Raw genomic sequence first — 24,434 nt, 5'->3', positions numbered from 1 at the left:
CTTACTTAGCTATAGGATAGCACCTAAAGTTAACTTTAAGTCAATAGTTTTTTTATTTTGATAGGAAATTCATCACCAGTTTGACCATGGTTTCTTTTTCTTCAGGCCTTGATTCGGCGATCATCAAAGTGATTGCCACTAGGGCACTATCTGAAATGATCTTCTTGCCGTCAATGATCAAATGATGATTCTTATTCAAAAACTCCAAAAAGATCGTGGCACCAATGCGTTTACAGCCATCGGCAAAAGGATGATCCTTGATAAGGAAATAGAGAAGATTAGCAGCTTTTTCCTCAATACTTGGATAAAGTTCTTGACCAAATACATTTTGATAGACGGCCGCCAAAATACCATTGAGCTTTCCTTCTTCTTTTTCGACACCAAAAACAGCCGACTCAAATTTCATCTTGTCAATCAGTTCGCGGCATTCTTCATAAGTCAGGCGATAAACAGATTTCTTTCCTTTTGGTTTCGATATCGATCCATGATCGTAGTCATCGAGCAGGGACAAAGCATTTTGATACGCTTCAATGACATCCAATAATTCTTTTTCATCAAGTTCATATGCCGTAGCCAGCATCCTTGACTGGATCTCAATCGTCTTATTTAGAATTTCTAATCGCTTCTCATTAACGGCATACCCCTTGATCATGTAGTCTTTTAAGATCGAGGTGGCCCATTTTCTAAATGCGATGCCTCTTTGTGATTTAACTCGATATCCTACAGAAATAATGACATCAAGATTGTAGTACATTGGCGGACGGGATGCTTTACCTAGACTTCTGTCGAAAATTTCGACAGAAGTGTCTCTTTGTAGCTCCCTTTCTTTAAAAATGTTATTAATATGGTAAGCAATTGACGATCTGGCAGTATCAAACAATGAAGACATTTGATCTTGAGTGAGCCATACAGTTTCTTTTTCTGGTGTTACATTTACTTCTAATTCCAGTTCTCCGTTTTTGAACATCACAATGTCATTTTTCATTTTATCATCTCCTCTTTTCAACGATTAAACATGTGATCGTACAATATCAGAGAATGCTCGCTCTTGGCGTAAATTCCCCTCCTCTCTTATAGAAAACCACTTCTCGATCGCGAACATTTCCCTGTGGACCTGGCTTTTTATGAGCTCTAATAGTCCTATAATATGTAAATCGCTCTATAATGTTGGTTTCCGCGAACAAGACTTGTTTCATCTATAAGCAGGAGGTTTTTTATCTTTTCATGTTATAGATAGTATACCATATAACATGTCCCAAAAAGTTCTCTTTAAAATTTAGAGAGACAAAAAAAACACCGACCTCATTGAAGGATCGATGTTTCTTTCTAACCTTTGAAATTACGATAGGCGTTATGTAGATAATAGTATGAAACGATCAATGTAATGGCATGCATCACAATCTGCATCACATCCGTGCCATAAGAGAAGAACTCCCACAGATTGATGAAGAAAAGTGCCAATCCTAACACCAAAGTCAAAGCTGACTTTTTGTTGGCGCAGACGATTCCGATGATCCCTGCCAAGATCTCAAAGATATGAAAACCATACAAGATCACGATGGACATCAACGCATTCGATACAGCACCTTCATTTAATACAGCAGAAAAATCTCCTGCTCCGACCAAGGTCCATGTGAACAACAACATCAAGACCCCGATCACGATTTCTAACATTCCCGCGATTCGTAAATGTTTACTTCCTTTTAACATCCTTTATTCTTTCTTTTTAAATCGCGGCTATTATATACAATTTTTTTCAGAGATGCAATAAAGCCAGATCCCTATGATAGAATCTGGCGCATATTTATCGCATTTGTCTACAAAAATTTTTTTCGAACGGCTTCCATATCCTGGACAAACTCTGCCGTTCCCAAGTAGTTTCCCTCTTCATCACGAACAGCCATATAGCGAACCAGGACAAGCTTTCCGCGCTTTTCCATCCACACCTCGACAGAGTCTTGCTGCCCTGTTTTGAAGTCTTCTAAGATCTGTTGGACCATCTGAGCAATCTGCGGCGGATGACAGCTTGTGACTGTACGGCCTAATGCCATATTCGGTCGTTTGAATAATTTATATCCCTCATTGAAATAACGATTGATATCATTCTCATCCACAAAGCTGATCTCCATAGGGATCGTGTTCAATAAAGCTCTCAGTTGTTCCACCGTGAGTTTTCCGGTCGGCAAAACGATATCATGTCCTTTGATCTTTGTTTCTGTTTTTCTTGGTTTTGCATCTTCCCACACCGGGATCTCATCCATCAGACAAGGCTCATACCCCAACGAATCCCAATACAGTTCTTCCCAGTCTTTTTTCGTGAAAGTTTGGGCACATAACGGAAACAGAATATTGGTTTCTTTGTAGATCATTTCCTCGGCTCTTTCTAGATTGACAAGATAGCGTTCTTTCCATGATTTGTTCCGCTTTATCTCTTGCGCTAAAGCTTGAAACGTATCTCGGATCTCATCATCTACTGCCCACATCACATCAGCCGGTCCAGAGATCCCGTATCTTTCTTTTAAAAGCGGATAGATCAAGTCCCCTTTTTTGGCATAATGGATGGAAACCTCCCGGATCTTGTCAAAGAGTTCATCGGTTTTTTGATCGTCCTCACAATGATGCTGGGCCTCATCGATCAACATCGCCAAGATTTCATTTTCTAGCGTTAAAGTCGATAACGGATGGCCGGGGATGGCCACAAAGACAGAAGCGCCTTGGCGACGAAGAGAATCCTCTACAGCCAGTTCTGCTTTATAGACTTGTTCTTCTCTTGTAGATCCATGGAACAAAGCCGAATGAACATCGCACAATTTTTGGACTTCCTGATAAGGCATTCCCTCTAAGACCATCTCTTCTTCCGCTTGTAAGATCTCCGAGGCATCCACCCCTTCAAAATCCTGTACAAAATCGGCTCGAACATTTTCCAGGTTTTCTCCATGATTCAATCGCTCCAGATAACTCTTCAACAAAGTCACGCGATCGACCGGCTCTTCGACGCTAAAGCCCGCTTCTTCTAAAGCAGCCACAATATCTGCCATATCGATCCCTCGAAGTTTGGCCGCTTTAGGGATCGTCATCCATTTGCCCACTGTCTGTAAGGCATTCTTTTTTGTAATTTCTGTAAATCCTACATTCGATAGGATCTCAATGAGCTCTGGATAAGTTTCACAAAGTTCAAATACTTTTTGGTTTAGATTCAATTCTTTTTTCATGATAGTTCTCCTTTACCATAGTGCCAGTATAGGCTTTTGAATCGGAGAAATCGGTTGTCTAAACCACAGAATCAAACTTTTCAAAAAAAAGAGCCTGAACGATCTTAATCGTTCAAACTCTATTCCTTAACGAATCATATCTCGGGTGATCTCATCGATCGTAGCGGCACCACACATTTCCATCGTATCAATCAGCTCATCCTGGATCTTTTGCACCAAAGCATCTACCCCTTCGGCTTCAGCTCCATAGATCATATTCACAAAAGGTCGGGCAATCAATACGCCGTCTGCTCCTAAAGCCAGGGCTTTGAAGACATCCTGGCCGGTACGAATACCGCCGTCCACCAGGATCGTCAGATCCTCTCCGACCGCCTGGACGATTTCTTCCAAGACTTCGGCTGTTGTGGGCGTATCATCTAAAACGCGGCCGCCATGATTGCTGACGACAATCGCGCTGGCTCCCGCTTCTTTGGCCTTGAGGGCCCCTTTGACACTGAGGATTCCTTTTAAGATGAACGGTACGCCGCAAGCCTGGGCAATTTCTTTTAATTCCAAAATGCTTTTTCTTCCGGCCGGCGGTACAAATCCTTTTAAGAAAGGAAGTCCTGCCGCATCAATATCCATCGCAACCGCAAGCGCTCCGCTTTCTTTGGCCAAAGCCAGCTTTTCCATGACCGTTTCCTGCGTCCACGGTTTGATGGTCGGGATGCCGATTCCCTCGTTGGCTTTGATATTCTGGGTTGCCACTTTCATGATCTCCGGGTTCATCCCGTCGCCGGTAAAAGCCAAGATCCCTGCTTCTTTACAAGCTTTGACCAAGATTTCGTTATACGTCAGATCGACATAGGCATCCCCATAATGCATATCGACTGCGCCGACAGGACCCGCAAAAACCGGGAGTCGAAATTCTTTGCCAAACAAAGTCGTCTTTGTTTCAACAGGTTTATTCTCGCTGATCGTATCTAAGACAAGATGGATCTGTTTCCAAGCTTCGTAATTTCGAATCGCCACGGTTCCACTGCCTTTGGCTCCTGGCCCGGGAACTGTATTTCGACAAGCTTTGCCATCACACACGGGACAAGAGCGGCAAAGGTTGCTCATATTCTTTCTGGCTTTTTCCAATATCTCTATGTACGTCATCGTTTACATCCTCCTAATCATTTGATACCAACAAACATCGCCATGAACCGAAGAAGAAATCCCTTGGTTTTCGAATCCCAGATGTTCATAAAAAGGGATCTTTTCTTCCAGACAAGTCAAGACCACACCTTTTCTTCCCTCGGCTTTTGACTGTTTTATTATAGTCTCGATCAGTTGGGAAGCATATCCTTTTTTACGATAGTTTGGCAAAGTATTCAATCCAAAGATCATCTGATAGGCCCCTTTTTCATTATGAAGAGAAGCCTCTTCGTACATCTCATCGGTCAATTCTTCTTGATCGGTACAAAAACCATCCGCAAAGGCAATGATCTTTCCTTCTTGTTCCAAGAGCCAAAAATGATTCGGGTAATACGTCAAACGCTTTTCAAACTGTTCTTTCGTACATGCCTGCGTAGGCGGAAAACAAATATTTTCTACTTCTGAGATCGCATCCAGATCTTTCAGGGTCGCTTGCCGGATCATCGGATCAAAACCCCTTTACCGGACAACGCAGTTTCATGGTCTCCGGATGCAAGCTGTATAAGATTGCAGTCTGGGCCGTAATGATCTGTTTTTTATAGAGATCATACAAAGCATCATCCATTGTCACCATGCCTAAGGCTTTGGATGAAGTCATCGTATTTTCAATTTGGTGAGTCTTTCCTTCACGAATCTGAGAGCGGATTGCCGGAGTCATCTTCATGATTTCAAATACCGGAGTGACTCCGCCATCGATCGTAGGAACCAGCTGTTCGCTGATCACGGTATTCAAGACCATCGAAAGCTGGGCTCGAACTTGCAACTGCTTCTCACCAAACGTATCCAAGATACGGTCAATTGTATTCACGGCCCCGACGGTATGCAAGGTCGACATCAACAGATGGCCCGTTTCTGCAGCGGTGATGGCCGTAGAGATCGTCTCTTCATCACGCATTTCCCCCAACAAGATCACTTCCGGCGTTTCGCGCAATGCGGCCCGTAAAGCGGAAAGATAATCTTTGGTGTCATGATAGACTTCGCGCTGCGAAACAATGGCTTTTTTATGCGAATGAAGATATTCAATCGGGTCTTCGATCGTGATGATATGAGCCGGTCGGCTTTCATTGATGCGATCAATGATGCAAGCTAAGGTCGTCGACTTTCCGCTGCCTGCCGGTCCCGAAACCAAGATCATGCCTTTTGTTTCCTGAGACAGATTCAAAACAGCTTCCGGGATCTTCAATAAAGAAGGATCCGGCAATTCAAATTTAACGACGCGCAAGACTGCAGCTTCGGAATTTCTTTGACGATACACATTGACACGAAATCTGCCTACTGAAGGAAGCGAAAAAGAATAGTCATCGTCTCCATCGCGGGCAAAATTCTCATAATCACAATAGGGGGCCAGGGCATATAACTGCCGAATGATATCTTTCATATCTTCGGGCATCAGGCGTTGTTCACTTTGTTTAATTACGTCTTTTTGGATCTTAAAAGCATAGGGCGAGCCGGCCACAAAAAAGATGTCGGATGCGTTTTGTCGGACGGCGTCTTTTAATATTTCTCGAACATCCATTAGGATTCCTCCGTTTCATCGATCGTTTTCCAGATCAGAGCATTGCCTTGTTTGTCTAATTGCACAAAAAGGTTTTGTCCTTTTATGATCTCAATAGAATAAGTATAGCCTTCTTCATTAGATTCTACATTTTCAAAATGACCATGTTTGACTTGATCTTGCAGATAAGCAGCCTGGGCTTCGGCTTCCGAATAAGCTTGGGCATATTCGATTTGACGAGTAACGCTTTGATGATTTTGCGAAGCATGCAGATAGCTTAATACCGCCAGAATCGTCATCGCCAATACGACAAAGATCAAAAGAATCGTCGCGATGCCCGTTCCAGGTTTCAGTGTGCGTCTTTCCTTCATTCTTCTTGGCCTCCTGCATAATACCGTAAAGAAACGAGGACCGTATCCTCGTGTAAGATCTGGTACGTTCCTTTACCGTCCTCGTCTTGCTCGATCACGACTTGATAGTATGTTCCTTCTTTTTCCATTTCAGGATCCAAGCCATAGCTTCCCGGTTCTAAGTTCTCCGGTCGGGCAATGGCATTGCGAGCATAAGCCAAAGCCTGCAGGCTCTGCTGATCTTTTGTATGCATCGTTTGCGCCTGTGCATAGATTCGTAAAACGATCATGGCCGAAAGAGCAAAGAAGAAAAGCACCAGTAAAAACTCTAAAAAGAACGCAAACGGCTTTGAAGTATCCATTCGTTTCATACACTGGCCTCACTGTGCAGCCGGATCTGCAATTTTTGATCATTGACTTCTAATTCTATAAAATGAGGTTCCAGATGAATTTCCAGATGCTCGCAATCCATCAGTTCCTCTCCGGCTTCTAAATCAAAATCAGTCCCCTGGATCGTATAAAGTTCTTTGAGTTTTCCGTCTTGCACATAAATCAAAGTATCGGTTTGTTCATCCTGCAGCCGCAAACAAGAAATTCCTTCGATCTGTATACTTGAAATCGCAGATGTTTCATCATAACTATGGATCTTGTTGGCAAGATAAGAAAGCGGGGTATATGTCTCAAAATCATTTTCGATTTCTTGGCGCAGATTCTGATAGCCTTCGATCTGCGTATATACCAGCATCAAGGCGCAGCCCGCAAACAAAAACAACAAAGACAAAGAGAAAAACACATAGATGTTGCGCATCTTATTCATGTGCATCCCCCTTTCGATAAACATAAATATCCGGCATCATGTTTTCGGCATCCAGCCGATACGTAATAAAATAGGCATCTTCATTCAAGACCAAACCATATTCGTCTTGCAGGTAAGCAAGATTTTTGGGATATTTTCCTTCCACACTGTAACATTCTACGGCCGCCTTACGAATCGCGTTTGTGATTCTCTCTGTATCCTGTCTGGCACTTGTTTGGCCGGCATCGATCAAACCATTCCATAAAAACACAAGCGCTCCCGCAAACAGGATCAAAGATCCCAACCATTTTCCCAGAGTTTTCATCTTAACCTAAAGCCGACAAAATTCCCAATAACGGCAACATGATCGATAATAGGATCACTCCCACAATGATCGACAACAAAGCGATGATCGTGGGTTCAATGATGTTCAAGAAACGAGAAGTAGAAGCCTCTACTTCTTGTTCATATAAATTGCCTAAGCTTTGCAGGACGCTGTCTTGTTTACCCGTATGGATCCCGATCGCCAGCATATTGGCATACGTGCCTTCATAGACTTGATGATCCAACAAAGCCTGCCCGAAGGATTTTCCTTCTTTCACATCTTGGTGAATGGCTTCTATCTTCTTCTTTAAAACCGGATGATCCACAAATTCTCCAAGAAGACCGATAGTTTCTTCGATTGGATATCCGCTGGATACAAATAAAGAAAGAGCATAGGTCAATCGAGCCAGAGAAAGATCTTTGTACAGCTTTCTGGTCAAAGGAAATGACATCAGAAAATGAAAGGAAGATTTTTTGATCATCAGCGCTATAGCGAAAATCACAATGAGCAACAAAACTATAAATAAGAACACAAAACTGATTTGGCCAAACAACATGCCAAAGCGCATAACCGAAGGCATGGCTCCTGTACTGGCCAAAACATCTTCAAAAATCGGCAGAACTTTAAAAACCATGATTCCAACGATCAAAAACATCATAACAAGCAAGATAAACGGATAGGTAGCCGCTTCTTTGAGCTGTCGCTGCATATCGTTTTGTCTTTGATAGTATTTGACCAGTTCTTTGAGCACTTCATCTAAATGTCCGCTCAGTTCTCCCATCCGTACCATTTGTTCCATATAAGGATCAAAAGCCTGCGTCTGAAGCACAGCCGCATAAAAGGTTCCTTCCTGGGCAAAAGTTTCGATCATCGACTGAACCGTTTCCTTTAACGCCTGAGACGGAAGTTCCTGGGCAATGATCTGCAACCCTTCTTCGATTCCTAGGCCGCTCGATAAGATCATTTCCAGTTCTCCGGCAAAGATCTGTTTTTCTTGTAATGAGAGCTTTTTCATCTTCTTGACCTCCTAATATCGATAGACTTCTTCATATTTTCCTTCGTAGTCCGTATTCCGGGCGTCGGAAAATGTCGGGTCAACCAATGACCAGTCGTGTTCTGTAAAATAAATTTTAGGGTTGATCCACCCTTCGCCTTCTAAATAAATCTCAACCCAGGCATGATACTCAATATCGGTCCAGCCTACGATCACACGGGCGGGAAATCCCTGGATCCGGCATAGGGCCGCTAACAAGGAAGCATAATCAAAACAGATTCCCTTTCCAGATTCCATCGCTTCATCCAAATCTGGCAATACATAAGCATCCTGGACTTCTACCGCTTTATCGTCATCATAATCCAAGGTATCGACCACATACTGAAACAGATGAGCCAGTCTAGTCAAATCATCGGTATCGTCTTTGACCAGATCAAATGAGATCGCAACCACTTTTGAATCGGGCGCATAGTTTACCACCTGATTCGGATACAAGAAAGGGTCCAATTCTTTTTCCAAAGAGACTTCAACTTGCACACTGGCGCTGATCGCATAGCGCGTTCCTTCGATCTGTTGAAGAATCTTAAAGGTATAAAGCCCATTCCCCATCTGTAAAGGAAATGCGATATAGGCAGAATCGGTTATATCGTAGTTATACTTTTTGTCGTCTTTTAAGACCTGGATCTTTGATTTTCCGGTATCGGTCAATTTTCGAGCTCCGATATAGCCTTGCGAAACATTAGAGTAATCAATTTCGACAACACCATCGCTCAAGACGTTGACACCAGGAAAGGCGGGCCAATGCACTTGTTCTAAAGTGGCTCCTTCGCTTTCTGGATAGGTGCTTGGATATGACTCTTCCGAGCCGCCTGAACAGCCGCTCACCGCCAAAAAAAAGACCAGGATCAGTAGAAACCATCGCTTTTTCATAGTTATTTTCATTATATCAAAATCCTGGAGGAAAGTTAAAAACATGCCCGAAACGCTTTATGTCCCACGGTTAGTATGAATAATTGGCGCAAATTATACAAAGCGCATAAAACCGTTACAAAAAAAACACCATCATGATTCATAAAAATCATCATAGTGTTTTCAATTTATTTTTCGCAGCCGTCCCCCTCAAACAAAAGCCATAAACATTCACAAATAATACCAGAAAAGATAGTTACACTAGTTTCCAATTTTGGCTCTTTGTCTGCAATTTCACCATACGAGCATACAAGCCGTTTTGTTTCATCAATTTTTCTGGCGATCCTTCTTCTGCTACACTTCCTCCCGAGAGCACTACGATCTTATCTGCTCCAGCTACAGTGCGCATCCGGTGAGCGATCACCAGTACTGTTTTATCCGCAATCAGACGAGAAAGGGCCGTTTGAATCAAAGTTTCATTCTCCACATCAAGAGAAGCCGTGGCCTCATCCAAAAGGATAATCGGAGCATTTTTCAAAAAAGCTCGAGCGATAGAAATCCGTTGCCGCTCACCGCCAGAAAGTTCACAGCCGTTTTCACCAATAGTGGTATTCCATCCGTCCGGCAGTTTTTCGGCAAATTCATCTACATTCGCAAGCTTTGCCGCTGCCAATACTTGCTCATCGCTGGCATCTTTATTTCCAATACGTATATTCTCCATAATAGTATTGTTAAAGAGAGTAACATCTTGAAATACAATGGAGAACAAGGAAAGCAGTGTCTCCGGATCAATTTTAGAAATATCCATACCGCCTACCGTTATCTTTCCCTGGTTTACATCCCAAAATCTTGCAGCCAGCCGAGAAACCGTCGTTTTGCCTCCGCCTGATGGCCCTACCAAAGCTGTGACTTCGCCTTGCTTGGCTATAAAGCTGACATCTTTCAATACGGTTTCCCCCGTGTTGTAAGCAAAGCCAACATGGTCAAAAGTAATGGTGTATCCCTTGTTAGAGAGTTCGGCATCTCCTTGCTGGATTGGATGATAGAGAATCTCATTCATACGAGCAATATTCGTTCGGGTGCTGATAACTGCCGCCAAATTTTGCAGTGCGCCCTGCAATGGGTCATAAAGCCTGGATACGACAAGAAGGAACATAAAGAATGTCAACACATCTACACTGCCCTTTATCAGTAAAACGGAACCTGCCAAAGCAACTGTCGCTATCCCTAATTTTAAAATCAGCGATGCAGTGACTACAAAAGCAGCAAGTCCAAATTCGTTCAAAATTGAACGATGCTCAACGGCACGGATTTTCTTTTCTAACCCTTTCAGATATTCCCATTCAGCATTATTAGCTTTCAGATCGCGCACGGTCTCAATACACTCCTGAATGCCATCCGCACAAGCCATCTTCACATCCATTGCTTTTTGATTCAAACGTTCCTGTATCTTGGCAGAGAAACCTACAATGGCAAAAGCGATCGGCAAGACCCACAGCGCGGACAGCGCCATACGCCAATCCGTGACCAAAAGACCAATGGAAACCAAAACAGTGGAAATAATAGAACCGACAAGTTCCGGAATAAAATGAGAAAAACTTTGCTCTAAGAAGGTACAATCCGCCATGATCGTACTGGTGATATCCGCAAGATCTTTCTTTCCAAAGAAGGATAACGGGATTTTCCTCAGCCGTTCAGCCAATGTGATCCTCCTTACACCGCTTTCTCTATAGGTTGCAAAATAAGTGGCATTATATTGAATATAGGTGGTAAGAAAAATCAGACCAAGGCAAACCACACACCCAACAATATAAAAGGTATATTTTTCACTGGGAATACCGCCTTTCATTAGATCTGCTACTAAAAAATACAAAAGTCCAACCGGAAGCATAAAAGAAAGATTTTGAAGCACACAAGCTAAACAACCTTTCACCAGATCCTTAGCCCCTTGTTCAGAAAGAGCATATCGTTTTTGAAGTTTATTGATCAATTTACTGCACCTCCTTTGCGACCTTCCACTGAACGGAAGTCTGATAATCTTGATACATCCGGCTGAAGATTCCGCCCTGTTTCAATAATTCCTGACTTTTGCCGCTTTCCGCAACACGACCGTTTTCGATCACATAGATTTGATCGGCATCAGTTACTGTGGAAAGCCTGTGAGCAATCATAATTACTGTTTTCCCCTCAGATAGTTTTGAAAAAGCTGTTTGCACGCGAGTTTCATTATCCGGATCGGCAAACGCGGTAGCCTCGTCAAGAATGATGACAGGTGAGTTTTTCAGCATTACACGCGCAATAGCAATTCGCTGCTGCTCACCTCCTGAAAGATAAACACCTTTTGTACCAATCACCGTATCTGCACCTTGCGGCAACTTTTCAAGAATATCATCGCATTGTGCTTGATGAAGCGCAGCCATGATTTCTTTACGGGTTGCATCGGGTTTAGCCATTCGCACATTTTCCAAAATCGAAGCCTTGATCAGGCGACTGTTTTGAAACACAAAAGAAACCGTATTCATCAGTTCTTCTTTCGAGATGTTTTTCACATTTACACCGCCTATTTCTACACTGCCGCTTTGCGGATCAAAGAACCGACAGATTAAATTGGCCAGCGTGGTTTTACCTCCGCCTGACGGCCCCACAAAGGCAACTTTCTGTCCTGACGGAATCGTAAGAGAAATACCGGCAATTGCCTCGTTTTCACCATCATAGCTAAAATGAACCTGATTTAACCGTACCGAAGCATCTCTAGGGTGTTCTGGATGATTAGATTCTGCCAGCGGCTTAAGATTTAGTACGCTGTCAATTCTTTGCAGAGCATCATCCACAATCATGGCATTTTCGCTTTGAAACATAATACGGGTAAGCGTGACGGAGATAACGGGAGTAATGATTATATAGAATATGATATCCAGCAAAAAATCATTAGTGATGCTGTTTTGCGTAAAAATCAGTACTCCGGCAATCAGTGCGGCAAACACGCCATTAATTGCGGTTGTATAGAACATCATAGGTGCCCGAAGCTCCTTAGTATAAGCAATCACCCATACTTTATACCGGTCAATGGAATCTTTGAACTTTTTGAAAGAGAAGATGGTCTGTCCAAAGGTTTTTACAACGGGTATCCCTCGTACATACTCCACCGCTTCATTGGACATATCATCAAGAGCATTTTGATACTCTTTCATTTTTTCCTGCATCCGCTTTCCCGTCATCGCCATCATAATCAGAAATCCAAGAATGACCGGAACAAGACTCAAAAGCCCTAGTCGCCAGTCAAAAATAAGAAGCATCACTAACAAACCGCAAGGAGTCGCAATAGCGTTGGCACGATCCGGAAGCTGGTGAGCCAGATAGGTTTCAGTAGCAGCACTCGATTCATTGACGATTTTACGAAGTCGGCCGCTACCAAACTGATCAGAAAAACCAAGAGGGAGCTTAACGATATGATTCATCATTTGCAAGCGCAGGTTCGTAGCAATACGAAACGCTCCTTTGTGAGAGCACATCAAACCTCCTATATAGATCAATACCGCAATGACCGCAAACATCACCGCCATCCATCCATTTTGAGTCAAGTTCTGTGCATTGGTGAAATCTGGTTCCGCCGCCAGTACTTCTTGGATGATTTTCCAGATATAGTAGAAAGGCACTAGAGCGATAAAAGCACTGATTGCAGAAAGTATCCATGAAGCATAGATCAAGTATTTGTGGTTGCCCGCAATGTATAACAGGCGTGAAAGATTGGATTGTTTTTTCAATGTTGTTTCCTCCTTTGCTTAAATCTCATCTGTGATAATAGAGAACGGATAGATTCTATTTTTATCAGTTAGTTTGCACTAACTCATAAAGTAAAAATTATAGGGCTCTACTGCCCCATGATTTTCATCCATCCTGCTGTATAAAAGATTCGCATTTCCTTGACATAGTTTTCTGCATTTTCCAATGGCATTTCATGAATTACAAGTTCAAAGAATGTATGAAACATGCCGGTAATCAGAATATGCTCTAATACAGGGTCGATTTTTGGAGAAGGCCTCCCTAGTTCTTCCAGAACTTTTTGATAAGAATGTGTTGCTTCTACTTCAATTTCCACCATTTCATCAATAAGGCCAGAAAACTTTGTCCCTTCTGAACAACAAAGGATCAGTTTACATTCTTCCAGATGCCTGTAAGCATAATGAAGCATCTCAAACATGCATTTTCCAGAAATATCACTCATAACCTCCGGTTGCTGTTCATGGGGAATCTTAGAGAATTCCTGTTGTGCCTTCTTAAAACAAGTAAGAATATAATCATAATGCTTGCCTACCAGTGCTTCAAACAATTCTTCTTTGCTTCTATAATACCCATAAAATGCCCCGGTGGTCATTCCTGCTGTTTTGACAATGTTTCGTAACGAAGCATCCTTATAGCCTTTCTCTAAAAATTCTGTTTTCGCAGCTTGGTGTATACGTTGTAACGTTGTCCGATTGCCGTCTATCGCAGTCTCCTCCTTTTTTATAACAGTGTTATATATCACTGTTATATTATAGATATCACAAAAAGTTCTTGTCAAGAAGAAAAGATATCAATTAAGCTTCACAGATAAAAAACAATGAAAACACATACTTATCCAGGATGCAGCTGCTGACATTCAAATATCTTGGAAATCAGACAGAGAAAGCCCAAAAAAAAGCTCTATAGAAAGTATCATAGAGCTTTTTTACTATTTAAATTGTTTTCGAAATTTCTATTCCGGCCCCTATCCGTTTTATTCATCAATGGACGCATCATAAAGGGCAAAGTTGTTTTTGCCTTGATTTTTGATGCGATACAATGCTTTGTCTGCTTTTTGATAGAGGGCTTCGATCTGTTGCCCGTCTTTAGGCGCAATGGCGACCCCAATGGATGCCTTGAGTTCGATGCGATGTTGTGCATCCTCATAAACAAAGACAAGTTGTTTTAAAAGACGCTCCATCAACTTAAAGAGAACATTTTCTTCCTTGATGTTTTTCATAAAGACAACGAATTCATCGCCTCCGAACCGGGAAATGATGTCCGTGCTTCGAAAATATTGTTTCAAAGCATTCCCGATATCGACCAAAGCCTTGTCGCCGGCAATATGCCCGAATGTATCATTGACTTCTTTAAAATCATCCAAGTCGATCAACAAGAAGGCTGAAAGTTCTTTTTTTCCATCTTGATCAAAATATTCCTTGATCTGTGTTTCGCAGGCATAGCGGTTAGAAAGACCTGTCAAATGATCGGTATTGGCTTGGATACGAATCAATTCCATTTGTCTTTTCTCTTCTTCTTCCTGCAAATATTGTTCGGTCACATCCGATATCATCAACAGCACCAGATCTTGGGAGCGATCAAAATAATGGTATTGAAACAACATCCGCCGGTACTCTTCATCATTTTTGATCCCTAAACTAAAGTAGTAGATCTTTTCGCGTTGCAGTGAAGTCAAGATCCTTTTTGGAAGCATATTTCTTTTGGCCAGAGCCTGCTCTTCCGGTACAACGAAGTGTTCAATATAGTGACTCACGGTTTTTGCATACGATTGCGTAGGACGCTTGTCAAAGCGCATTCCCTTGACACGCAAAGGAATGAACAAGTCGTTTTTCATATCGATATAACATAAGATTTGATAGTTATTTTCAATATAGCGAGACATGATCATCTGCACAAAATGACCCGGATCCATTCCTTGAATCGTCGCCAAGATATGCCCCTTCTCTTCATGAGAAGGCATCAGCGTAATGCGATCCCAGCCAAAAGGCGTTTTCTTCTCATCCAATTGGCTCTCAATCGTTTCTTGAGAGATTATCGTTTGTAAATGCGAAAGCGAAAAGAAATCCTGAAGATTCTGTCTTTCGTTTTGAGAATATCTTTCATAAAGCGAAGTCACAAACTCTTGAATCGTTTGATCTTTTCCATCCATAAAATGCACTTGTTGCTGATCCGGATCAATATCTAACACATCCGTATGAGATCCTGACAAGATTCGCAATAGCGCTTCTTTTTCTTCGCGAACTTTCGACATGGCTTTTTCTTCCGTGATATTAATAAACCACAAAAGCAAACTCTCTTTTTGATTGAAGCGGGCAGTCGAACCAATGATTCGCATCCATTGGGAATCGATGCGCAGTTCGATCGAGCGCTGTTTCTTTTGAGGATCCCAGCTGGAGATAAATGATTGAAAAGCTTGGAGATCGCAAGCACTCATATGCGCCTGGATCATAGGAATCAAATTGCCCTGAGCCGGTATATGAGAAAGTATTTTTTTACGGCCAAAGATCAAAGAATAGGCTAACGACTGAGGATCCACTTCGCACATCGCATCATAAGCATGCATGACTATGGAAGAATACTTTTTGAATTTAAAAAAGTCCAGAATCTGATAAGCTTCCCCCAAATGCGTATTTTCCTTGACCAGATCGGTTACGTCTTGATGATAGCCCTGCAGTTCCATAAAAGACTCGTTTTGATTCTCGAGCTGTCCGGCGCAGCGAACATAGCGGCACCCCCGTTGCGGATGAGTCCAAGGATACTCCACTTCAATGTCCTGTCCTGTGCGTATATTTTCTATGGCTTCTTGAATATAGCCCCTATAAGAGGGATGAACGCCTTGCCACCAAAAAGCATAGACCTGCATAGGATCGGTATCTTCTGGAATCCCCATCAGCTGACACATGGTCGGATCGGCAAACATCTTATGATTTTGTCCATGAAAATCGATCTGAATGGACCAGATTCCCATTTTGGCATTTTTTAGGATCGATTCAATATGCAGTCGTTTCATGCTTTCCCCTCCCGACTTTCTAGATAAAGTGTAGTAAAGTCTTCTGCCGGTAATGGACGGCTGTATAGATATCCTTGTCCGTAATCACATTGCAGGCCGCGGATCAAGGCCTCGTCTTCCTGGGTCTCGACCCCTTCTGCGACTGTACGAAGCTCCAGCCGCTTGGCAAGCTGGATCACAGTTTCCATGATCACTTTTTCTTTGCTGTTTCTCTGACTAGAAACTGTCATCAAAAATCCGCGATCGATCTTCAATTCATCGATATCCAATTTACTCAATGTATTCAATGAGGAATATCCGCTTCCAAAATCATCCATAGAGATATGGAATCCCAAGGATTTCAATTGTCGAATCCGCTCATTAAAACGATCCACATCCTCCAAAGCAGTTCCTTCCAAGATCTCTAATGTAATCAAAGAAGCCGGAACCTGATAGCGTTTTAAAATGTCTTGTAAATCTTGAAGATAGCGGCCATCGAAGAAAATTCGTTTGGTTTGATTGATGGAGATCTCCACCGGTTCGATTTTCTGATCCAGCCAAGATCGGATCCAGCCGCAAACCTTCTCAAACATATATAGATCCAACTTGGCACAAAAACCATTGTTTTCAAATAAAGGAATAAACTCTCCCGGAACAATGATCGATCCGTCCGAACGCTGCCAGCGAACCAGAGCTTCGGCTCCTGCCAGCTTTCCAGTCTCCAGATCCATCTTCGGCTGCAAATACACTTTGAATTCCTGATTTTCCAAAGCCTGATACATATTGCCTTCGATATAATTGTTCATGACTTCTTGCTCATGGAGTTTGGCATCAAAAAACCAAATCGTATTCTGGTGCGTTTCTTTCGCTTTATCCAGCGCATACATCACATGTGTCATCATCTGATCAAAGCTGTAGACCATCTTTCTTTGGTCCGAGATCACGGCCCCGCAGCTCATCATGATCCGATAATTCTGATCAGAAACTTCTTCATAATTTGTGATCTTATCCAAGATCTCCTGCAAGCGTCTTTGAAGGACATTTTCATCCCGGTCAAAAAGATACAGATAGAAGAAATCCGCACTTTCCCGACAGAAGAATTCTCCTTTTTTCAAAGAAGAGGCAATTTGATCGGCCATATGTTTCAAGAAACGATCGGCAGCTTCTCGTCCAAAGATCTCATTGATGAATTTGAACTGGCGGACATTTAAACAAGTCAAGCACCCGTCAGGATGCAGCGAAACGCGCTTTTTTGCCAATTGTTGAAAATAGATGAAATTATAATACCCTGTCAATTGATCATAGTAAGCCAACTGGAACAGCTGATGATTGTGCTTGCCGACCATCCGGTATCCATAAAACAAGATAAAGGCCACTAAGCCGACAACGATCAAAAAGAAGATTGCCAGGATCTCCACGATCTGATACACAAAGGCATTGCTTTGCTGGACAGAGTTGACACTGCACATATACCAGTTGTTGATGCCGACAGGAGCTAAATACATACGATAGGGAATCGAATCATAGACAAAGGAAAAGTAAAGTGATTCCTGTTTCTCCATCGCTTCCTGATATTCTTCTTTATGGAATTGCAATTCGCCATATGTCGGATCAAAGATGGAATCCACATCATGGTCATTGATCGGATCGCTTGAGCGAATCAAAAAATCGCCTTGGGAATTCAATAAATGAATTCTTCCGGTTCCGCCCATAACGCCTTCCCCATCTAAAATATCGCCAAAGATTTCCACGTGGTCTGTAGCGGCCAAAGCTCCCACGATCTGATTTTCCTTATACACGGGAACACTGTAAAGGAATACTTTTTCCTGTGTATAATCTCCAACAAAAAGATTGGATAGACCGTTTTCTCCCTGGAAAGACTTTTGCACGACACGCTGGATCTCATCGTTCAAATCGGATAAATTGACGTTCCAACTTGGATCGTGTCCCAAAGTCACGATAAAGCCTTGTCCGGAAGTAGAAAAATAACACATGGACAAAAAGTCATTGTCACGATTGGCTTCATCTAAGATCGTCACAAAATTATCATTCATTTCCAAATTGGAATCGCTGATCAATGTGGCGGCCGTATCCAAAAGCTGATAATCCGAATCGATCTGCTTATTGAGGCGTTTGACATATTCATCCGTTTCTGCCTGCATATTTTCCTGTGTTGCACTCTCCAAGGTAGAAGAGATCATATTCACAAAGACAAAGCCTGCCATCACCAGCGCAAAACCAACGCCAATGGCGAAGCCCATCATTCTCTGCAGTCTTTTCTTCAATACTTTTTCATCCATGTTTTTACTCCATTATTATTATACCATAGTAAAAGACCAAAAAATGACTCACTCTCGTTCGGTATCCTGATTCGAATAACGGATCTGTAAACGAGATTCCTGTATCATGCGAATAAACGCATCCACACAATGCGGATCAAACTGACGCCCGGCCTGTTCATCCAAGATTTGCAATGCTTCATAAACTGACATGGCCTTTTTATAGGAACGTTTCGAAATCATCGCATCGAAAGAATCCACAACACAAAGGATCCTTCCCAAAAGCGGGATATCTTCTCCCTTCAATCGGCGAGGATAACCGGTCCCGTCGTATCTTTCATGATGTGAGATGACTGCCGGCACAACATATTCCATGGCTGGCAGATGACGTATGATATCGACTGCATTTTCTACATGTTGTTTCATTTCTTCATATTCTTCTGAATTCAAGCGTCCTGGTTTATTCAAGATATATTCCGAAATTCCGATCTTCCCGATATCATGCAGCAAGCCGGCCTCATAGACCATGTTTTCCAGCTCTTCCGAAAGGTGCATTTCATGTGCCAGGCTCTTGGCATAATATGCCACGTTTTGGGAATGCGAAAAAGTGTAATGGTCTTTGGCATCGATGGCCGCGGTCAAAGCGTAGATCGTTGAAGCATACATATCATATTGACTGTGATGCCCGGCCTTGGTCGTCATGCGTGTACGGATCTCTTCTGAATACATCTGTACGCCGTTTTTTCCAGATCGTTTCACACCAGAAACGGCCATCTCTGTATTGGATAAAAGTTCACGGCAGCTGCCCGCCAGATACGGACTGGCACACACACCGGCACTAAAGGTCACGTGGCCTACAAACGGTATCAGACCATCTTTTGACTGAAGCTGTTCCAACACCTTTTCCATAAGCGTTTTTGCCGATAAAATATCATAACCTGGTAAGATCACGCCAAATTCTTTTCCCGCAATACGAGCCACATACCCTTGATCGGCCACAGCGGTTTTTAAAAGATGGGCCACGACCCGAAGAACCAAGTCCCCTTCTTTTTGGCCATAGAGCTGGTTATAAAGACGGAAATCATCGAGATTGGCTATCGCCAGCGCAAGAGAAGAATCTTTATATTCGTTATATTTTTCTTCCAGCAGTTCATGGAAATACTTACGGTTATAAACACCGGTGTCTTCGTCCATCCGTGCTTCCATATAGGCGCGCTCGTATTTTTGGGCATTGTTCAATGCCACCGAAGTCACAGCCAAAATGGACTGTAAAAAGGCAAAGTCCTTTTGTAGCGGTTTTTGATTCTGGGTGGAATTAAAAAATAAGATCCCAATCAAATGATTCTCGGAAAAAAGCGGTGCCACAAATTGTACATGCATTGAGGCAAAGATCTGTTTTTCATTTTCCCAAACGCCGCGATACAAACTCGTCTTCTTGAAATCTTCCCATCGGCTGATCGTTTTGACTTCGTTCAGATACAGAACCAAGGGATGTTCTTTATCCAAGTGCAGATCAAAGGCATCCAGCGGATTGGAAGAATAGGCCATTCGAATCATTTGATCTTGTCCTAAACAAAACCCGATCACGCTCCAATTCTTCAATGTGTTCTGAACCAAGGTATTTAAAGTTTCAAAGACTTCACGAACCCGCAAAAGCTGTGTAACCTGAGATGAATAGTCCGCTAATGCACTGCTTTGCATCTGTTCATCCTGAAGAAAGAAGTTGTTTAAAAAAGAATTCAAAAGCAAATATAAAACGATCGTCAAAAGGATCATTCCGATCCCGACGATCACTAAGATCTCATGGGGTTCCAAATGATAGGATATAGAAAGCCAGCGCTGTAAACTCAGCCCTACATTCGACAACAACAAGATTCCAAAAAACAAAGAGATCAAATAACAGTTCTCTTTTGAAATCAGCATTGTCACCCGAAAGATCTGTTTCTTATAGAGGGCATAGATAAAAAACATCGCATTCACAACGCCGGAAACAATATCCATGGGCACCCCTAAAAAGAACGGGATCGTCGACAAAAAATGTCCTAAAAACAAGATGCAGATTCCTAATATCAAAGGTCGCAAAGTCACCATGATCTGAGGATCTTTCCTACGCTTTGCCATGACCATCCAGGCAATATCGCCAGCCACCAAAAGCATAAAGAAAAATACCAGATAGATCCAATTCGTATAATGATACTGGAAGATCACGTCCGAACCCTGATGCGTGATTTCTGGCAAAGGAATCATAAATTCCGTAAAATAGTTTACGACAAATAAAGCCAAAAACACGATTCGCCAAAACAAGCGGCGTCGTGTATTATAGACCCCGACAAAATCGCCAAAAAATGAATAATAGCCTGCCGGCAACATCAACAACCCGAATATGGATACTTGGTGCCAAAAATAGGGCGAAGGAAATTGTTCCGTACGCATAAACAAAGAACCCCAGCTCCATAAGATCATAAAGGCTAACAGAACCAAAAAGCTCCGTACGATTCTCTGACTTTTTCGTGCCGCCAAAAATGTTGTAAACATCAATAAATAACAGCACAGACTGATCAGCGAGACAATGCTATAACCATTCATACGGCACCTCCCCACAAGCAAGCAGCGCCTGGATCTTGGCTAGATCCGGATTCATATTTTCGATCGGTGAAGGATACTGTTTGCGATAGTTTTCAAATGTACCGCAAGGCAAGATCGTAATCACCAAAGGATCGATTCCCAGAATCGTCTTAAGATCTTTATAGTCATGATCAAGGTATTTAAAATAAATCGTTAAACAATCACGAAGGATCTGTTTCGAAACTGCTGTCGTCAACAGCGAAGATCGCTCTAATTCCACATACATATGCATATAAGGGCGCTCATTCTCATTGAATTCTTTCTTGGCTACCCAATCTGAAATCGGCAATTTCGACAGCTGGATCGCATTTTCGATCGAATTTTTTGTAATGCGCGTAAATCCCGCAATATCGATCACTTCCGGTACGCGATCCACATAGACAAACCGTGGCAAAGAAATTCCGTCCGCATTGGTTGACGTACTGATACAGCGATACATATCACCAACACGATAGCGGCAGAAGGCTCCTCCTTTAAAGACCGTCAGCACGATTTCATAGGTTTGTCCCGCCTCGACTTCATCCATCAAAACAGTCATGGGCTCCTTGTCATAACGATAGCGTTCCGGTATAAATTCATAGAAACAGGCATCGGGAAAGAAATACAGCCCGTCTCTTGCCCACGTTTCCGTTCCAATCAAAGTGGGTTCTGTTCCCGCAAAGATCTCAACCGGATATACGCCCCACATTTCTTCTAAATCCTTCTTATAACAGGCATTGTCTGTTCCGGCCACGACCATTCCCTTTAAATGAAAGAGATCGCGCGGAATCAAATTTCGGTTTTCTTTACGGCAATTGCGCTTGGCCACAAAATAACGAGCCAAAATCTGTGGCGAAATCGACACAATGGCTTTTTTTAAGGAAGAGTGCGAAGAAGAATTCGTCAAAGCCGAAAAACTCTTCGAAATATAATAGGTCACACTGCCCAAGCCAAAGAAGTAGTCGATACCTTGTTTCATGCCTTGTTTAAAACCTAAGATGTTGCGGTCTTTAAAAGACATGGAAGCGGCTTGTTTAACGGGTGGTAAAAACTGCACATCGATCTCATTTTGAAATAAGACCGGCAACAAACCCGACGCATACGGAAGCGGTGCCAGGGCATAAAGCATTGTATCCGCAATGTCGATATTATAGTCATGACGGCCTTTTCCTGTCGCCAACATAAAACAGGCCATGACATTTTTTTGAAACGTCTCCAACATGCCCTTTGTATAAGGCGCTACCTTTAAGGGATGAACGCCGCCTTCCCAGGTCGTCTGGATCCATAATAATGGTTCGGCCGGCAACAGCGAGGCCTGCTTTGACAAAAGCATTCCCGCATAATCTTCATAAGTCGTCAAAGGAATCAAACGACGAAACTCCTCTAATGTTTGCGGTTCTTTGCCCTTTAAGATTGATTTCCCTAAAGGACTTTTGCTCCATAATGTCATCTGTTCAATCAACAGACGCCTCTGGATCTTCATAAACTCTGCAACCGACAGATTCAGAAATCCACAGTATTCATTCCAAAGAGATTCCTTAGATTCCATTCCTAATTTATCTTGAAATCGCATTATGTTTCCTCCGTGGAATCAAAAATGGTACTTTTCGCTTATAGTCCCCATAATCCACGAAGATTCGCGGAAAAATCACCATATCCTGAAACCCAATATATAACAAATTCAAAAATGAACAAAACAATCCAAACCGCATCATCTCAGATCCGCAAGCCAAACCTAAGCATACATAGGCAAACAAAAGCCACCAGAACCCAGGATGACGACACAGTCCATAAAGACCGCCCGAATAGACTTTCCGTCCGATGGCTGGATCTACATAGGTCGCTTCAAAAGGCAGGGCGAAAAAAAGTGTATAGATCAATAGGCCAAAAAAGAATATGGCAGGTACCAGCCAGATCCAGTTCAATACATCACATGCAAATCCCATCCAAAAAGTCTCCAAAGCCAAGATCAAAGTGCCCAAAAAAAAGAACTTTTGAAAGATCTTGTTTTGAAGTGTAATTTCATTTAGATCATAAATAAAATACAAAACAAACGCCAATAGACCTATAACCAAAATATAACTCCCTTACACACGTGTATTTTACTATAAATATAAAAAAAACAAAATGTATAAAAGAATAACCGGCAAGAATATTGATATTCTAAATTATAGCGGGGAGCACACCCTGCCCTTTAAATTGACAGGTGTTGCCATTGATCAATTTCAACTCTGATACAATTGATTCGTTCGATATTATCCCCTACTTTTTTTAATTATTTAATATCTTTTAACTTACAGCCTAGCTCGTCATCTTTTGCGATCAACAGCAAATCTCTATCCATCCCATTGACAGTATGCAGAACTGCTGCATAGATGCCTATAGATATAGAAGCATCTCCTTAGTATATAGCGTGAGATATCAGCACGCTCTGCAGCTAGAGTTGCCTCTTCTTAATCGTGCCAGTTTGATTTTTCTTTTAAACATTATATGGGATATTGTTTCAATATTGAAACTATATCTATACATTATTTTCGATTTGAACAATTAGAGTCATTCTATAATTTCAGTCCTCTATAGGTTGAGATTTTTCCTTATTTGTCTTTTTTCGAATATAATCTGCCATCTTTTTTATTTTCTTTATCTTTCGCCTAGAGATTTTTTTATTTTGTACGACAAAGTCACATACACTTTGATTATCTAACAAAGAATAATTAAACAAAGGAATGGCAGGCTCATTTTTAGTATCATTCGGATATCTATTCTTCCATAGTATCCAACGCTTTAGCCATACTTCGGACAACATAAAATAGAGTACAAAACAACCTCTATAGTAATGTATATAATCTAAAAGTTCTTCCTGTTGTAAAAAAGGATTATGAAAAGCCAAGAAAAAGCGATAAGCAAAAAGATCATCCGTTGATTCCATACCAATTATTTTCCTTTGTACTGAAACAGATAATCCTTCAAAGTAGACCAAGTAAGAAATTAAATTTTGCCGTTCTTTTGTAGAGGATGCCCATAATTTACTCAAATCATAAAAACTGCTCTTCCCTATAAAATACTTTTCTAACTGTCTTTCAATTTCTAGCATATTTGGATTAGAAATAAATTCATTATTTAAATCCATAACAAACTGACTTTCATTTAATTTTTTCGAATCCCATAATTGTTTAACCGCAAACAGAATTCCTAACAGCGTTAAAAGAGATACAGATAAATCAATAAGAATTGATATAGAATTATATGTATTATCTTCAATGCGTATTAAATCAAGATTCGAAATTTGAAAAAAGCAAATACAAATAAAAACTAATAAAACAACACAAATACTAATCAATAATAATTTTTTATATTTCCAATATAATATTGATATATTAAATTATCTTGGGGTACACCCTAGCCTTTAAATTGGTTGGGGTGTTTTTCTTGTATCGCTTTAAATTTAAGTGGGGGTCTCGAAAATCTCATCGCTCTTGATAGAATGGGTACGTTCGATTCTATCAGAAAGCGAGGTAT

General features: G+C 41.7%; 21 protein-coding genes. All 21 read right to left on the bottom strand.

What is annotated here, in order from left to right:
* Positions 1-52: 52 nt before the first annotated feature.
* Complete coding sequence (locus tag HNQ43_RS04360) at positions 53-985, bottom strand: virulence RhuM family protein/type II toxin-antitoxin system death-on-curing family toxin (protein ID WP_183375167.1); 933 nt, start codon at positions 983-985, stop codon at positions 53-55.
* Positions 986-1,326: 341 nt separating this feature from the next.
* Positions 1,327-1,710 carry a hypothetical protein gene (locus tag HNQ43_RS04355; protein WP_183375165.1) on the bottom strand — a complete coding sequence of 128 codons (384 nt, stop codon included), beginning with the start codon at positions 1,708-1,710 and terminating at the stop codon, positions 1,327-1,329.
* Between the two features lie 107 nt (positions 1,711-1,817).
* Entirely contained in the window at positions 1,818-3,212 is a 1,395-nt protein-coding gene (locus HNQ43_RS04350; RefSeq protein ID WP_183375163.1) for a DUF438 domain-containing protein, read from the bottom strand.
* 126 nt (positions 3,213-3,338) lie between these two features.
* The gene (locus HNQ43_RS04345) at positions 3,339-4,352 is read right to left on the bottom strand and encodes an alpha-hydroxy-acid oxidizing protein (RefSeq protein ID WP_183375161.1); all 1,014 of its coding nucleotides are present in this window, start codon (positions 4,350-4,352) and stop codon (positions 3,339-3,341) included.
* A gap of 3 nt (positions 4,353-4,355) precedes the next feature.
* The gene (locus tag HNQ43_RS04340) at positions 4,356-4,835 is read right to left on the bottom strand and encodes a GNAT family N-acetyltransferase (protein ID WP_183375159.1); all 480 of its coding nucleotides are present in this window, start codon (positions 4,833-4,835) and stop codon (positions 4,356-4,358) included.
* A gap of 4 nt (positions 4,836-4,839) precedes the next feature.
* Complete coding sequence (locus HNQ43_RS04335; RefSeq protein ID WP_183375157.1) at positions 4,840-5,907, bottom strand: type IV pilus twitching motility protein PilT; 1,068 nt, start codon at positions 5,905-5,907, stop codon at positions 4,840-4,842.
* Positions 5,907-6,257 (bottom strand): hypothetical protein, encoded by a 351-nt coding sequence (locus HNQ43_RS04330; RefSeq protein WP_183375155.1) that lies wholly within the window; start codon positions 6,255-6,257, stop codon positions 5,907-5,909. Before HNQ43_RS04330 ends, HNQ43_RS04335 begins: the two co-directional genes overlap by 1 nt.
* Positions 6,254-6,607: a hypothetical protein gene (locus HNQ43_RS04325; RefSeq protein WP_183375153.1), complete on the bottom strand. Its 354-nt coding sequence runs from the start codon at positions 6,605-6,607 to the stop codon at positions 6,254-6,256. Before HNQ43_RS04325 ends, HNQ43_RS04330 begins: the two co-directional genes overlap by 4 nt.
* A complete protein-coding gene (locus HNQ43_RS04320) occupies positions 6,604-7,053 on the bottom strand; it encodes a DUF4860 domain-containing protein (protein ID WP_183375151.1) in 450 nt (149 codons plus the stop codon). The genes HNQ43_RS04325 and HNQ43_RS04320 overlap by 4 nt, the downstream gene beginning before the upstream one ends.
* Positions 7,046-7,357: a hypothetical protein gene (locus tag HNQ43_RS04315; protein WP_183375149.1), complete on the bottom strand. Its 312-nt coding sequence runs from the start codon at positions 7,355-7,357 to the stop codon at positions 7,046-7,048. The genes HNQ43_RS04320 and HNQ43_RS04315 overlap by 8 nt, the downstream gene beginning before the upstream one ends.
* A gap of 1 nt (position 7,358) precedes the next feature.
* On the bottom strand, positions 7,359-8,372 hold the full coding sequence (locus HNQ43_RS04310) for a type II secretion system F family protein (protein ID WP_183375147.1): 1,014 nt from the start codon (positions 8,370-8,372) through the stop codon (positions 7,359-7,361).
* Between the two features lie 12 nt (positions 8,373-8,384).
* Positions 8,385-9,281, bottom strand: coding sequence for a transglutaminase-like domain-containing protein (locus tag HNQ43_RS04305; RefSeq protein ID WP_183375146.1), 897 nt, complete (start codon positions 9,279-9,281; stop codon positions 8,385-8,387).
* A gap of 235 nt (positions 9,282-9,516) precedes the next feature.
* Positions 9,517-11,250, bottom strand: a complete 1,734-nt coding sequence (locus tag HNQ43_RS04300) for an ABC transporter ATP-binding protein (protein ID WP_183375145.1) — start codon at positions 11,248-11,250, stop codon at positions 9,517-9,519.
* A 1-nt stretch (position 11,251) separates the two neighbouring features.
* Positions 11,252-13,024 carry an ABC transporter ATP-binding protein gene (locus HNQ43_RS04295; RefSeq protein WP_183375144.1) on the bottom strand — a complete coding sequence of 591 codons (1,773 nt, stop codon included), beginning with the start codon at positions 13,022-13,024 and terminating at the stop codon, positions 11,252-11,254.
* A 107-nt stretch (positions 13,025-13,131) separates the two neighbouring features.
* Positions 13,132-13,785, bottom strand: coding sequence for a TetR/AcrR family transcriptional regulator (locus tag HNQ43_RS04290; protein ID WP_289569600.1), 654 nt, complete (start codon positions 13,783-13,785; stop codon positions 13,132-13,134).
* Positions 13,786-14,016: 231 nt separating this feature from the next.
* Positions 14,017-16,053 carry a sensor domain-containing diguanylate cyclase gene (locus HNQ43_RS04285; protein ID WP_183375143.1) on the bottom strand — a complete coding sequence of 679 codons (2,037 nt, stop codon included), beginning with the start codon at positions 16,051-16,053 and terminating at the stop codon, positions 14,017-14,019.
* Positions 16,050-18,332 carry a bifunctional diguanylate cyclase/phosphodiesterase gene (locus HNQ43_RS04280; protein WP_183375142.1) on the bottom strand — a complete coding sequence of 761 codons (2,283 nt, stop codon included), beginning with the start codon at positions 18,330-18,332 and terminating at the stop codon, positions 16,050-16,052. The genes HNQ43_RS04285 and HNQ43_RS04280 overlap by 4 nt, the downstream gene beginning before the upstream one ends.
* A 48-nt stretch (positions 18,333-18,380) precedes the next feature.
* Positions 18,381-20,897, bottom strand: coding sequence for an HD domain-containing phosphohydrolase (locus tag HNQ43_RS04275; protein ID WP_183375141.1), 2,517 nt, complete (start codon positions 20,895-20,897; stop codon positions 18,381-18,383).
* Positions 20,884-22,488, bottom strand: a complete 1,605-nt coding sequence (locus tag HNQ43_RS04270; protein WP_183375132.1) for a GH3 domain-containing protein — start codon at positions 22,486-22,488, stop codon at positions 20,884-20,886. Before HNQ43_RS04270 ends, HNQ43_RS04275 begins: the two co-directional genes overlap by 14 nt.
* Positions 22,472-22,990 (bottom strand): hypothetical protein, encoded by a 519-nt coding sequence (locus tag HNQ43_RS04265; RefSeq protein ID WP_221247991.1) that lies wholly within the window; start codon positions 22,988-22,990, stop codon positions 22,472-22,474. Before HNQ43_RS04265 ends, HNQ43_RS04270 begins: the two co-directional genes overlap by 17 nt.
* A gap of 491 nt (positions 22,991-23,481) precedes the next feature.
* Positions 23,482-24,255 (bottom strand): hypothetical protein, encoded by a 774-nt coding sequence (locus HNQ43_RS04260; protein WP_183375130.1) that lies wholly within the window; start codon positions 24,253-24,255, stop codon positions 23,482-23,484.
* Positions 24,256-24,434 lie beyond the last annotated feature (179 nt).

Source organism: Faecalicoccus acidiformans (assembly GCF_014202635.1).
GTDB classification, from domain to species: Bacteria; Bacillota_I; Bacilli_A; order Erysipelotrichales; family Erysipelotrichaceae; genus Faecalicoccus; species Faecalicoccus acidiformans.
This window is presented reverse-complemented; position numbering and strand designations above follow the sequence as displayed.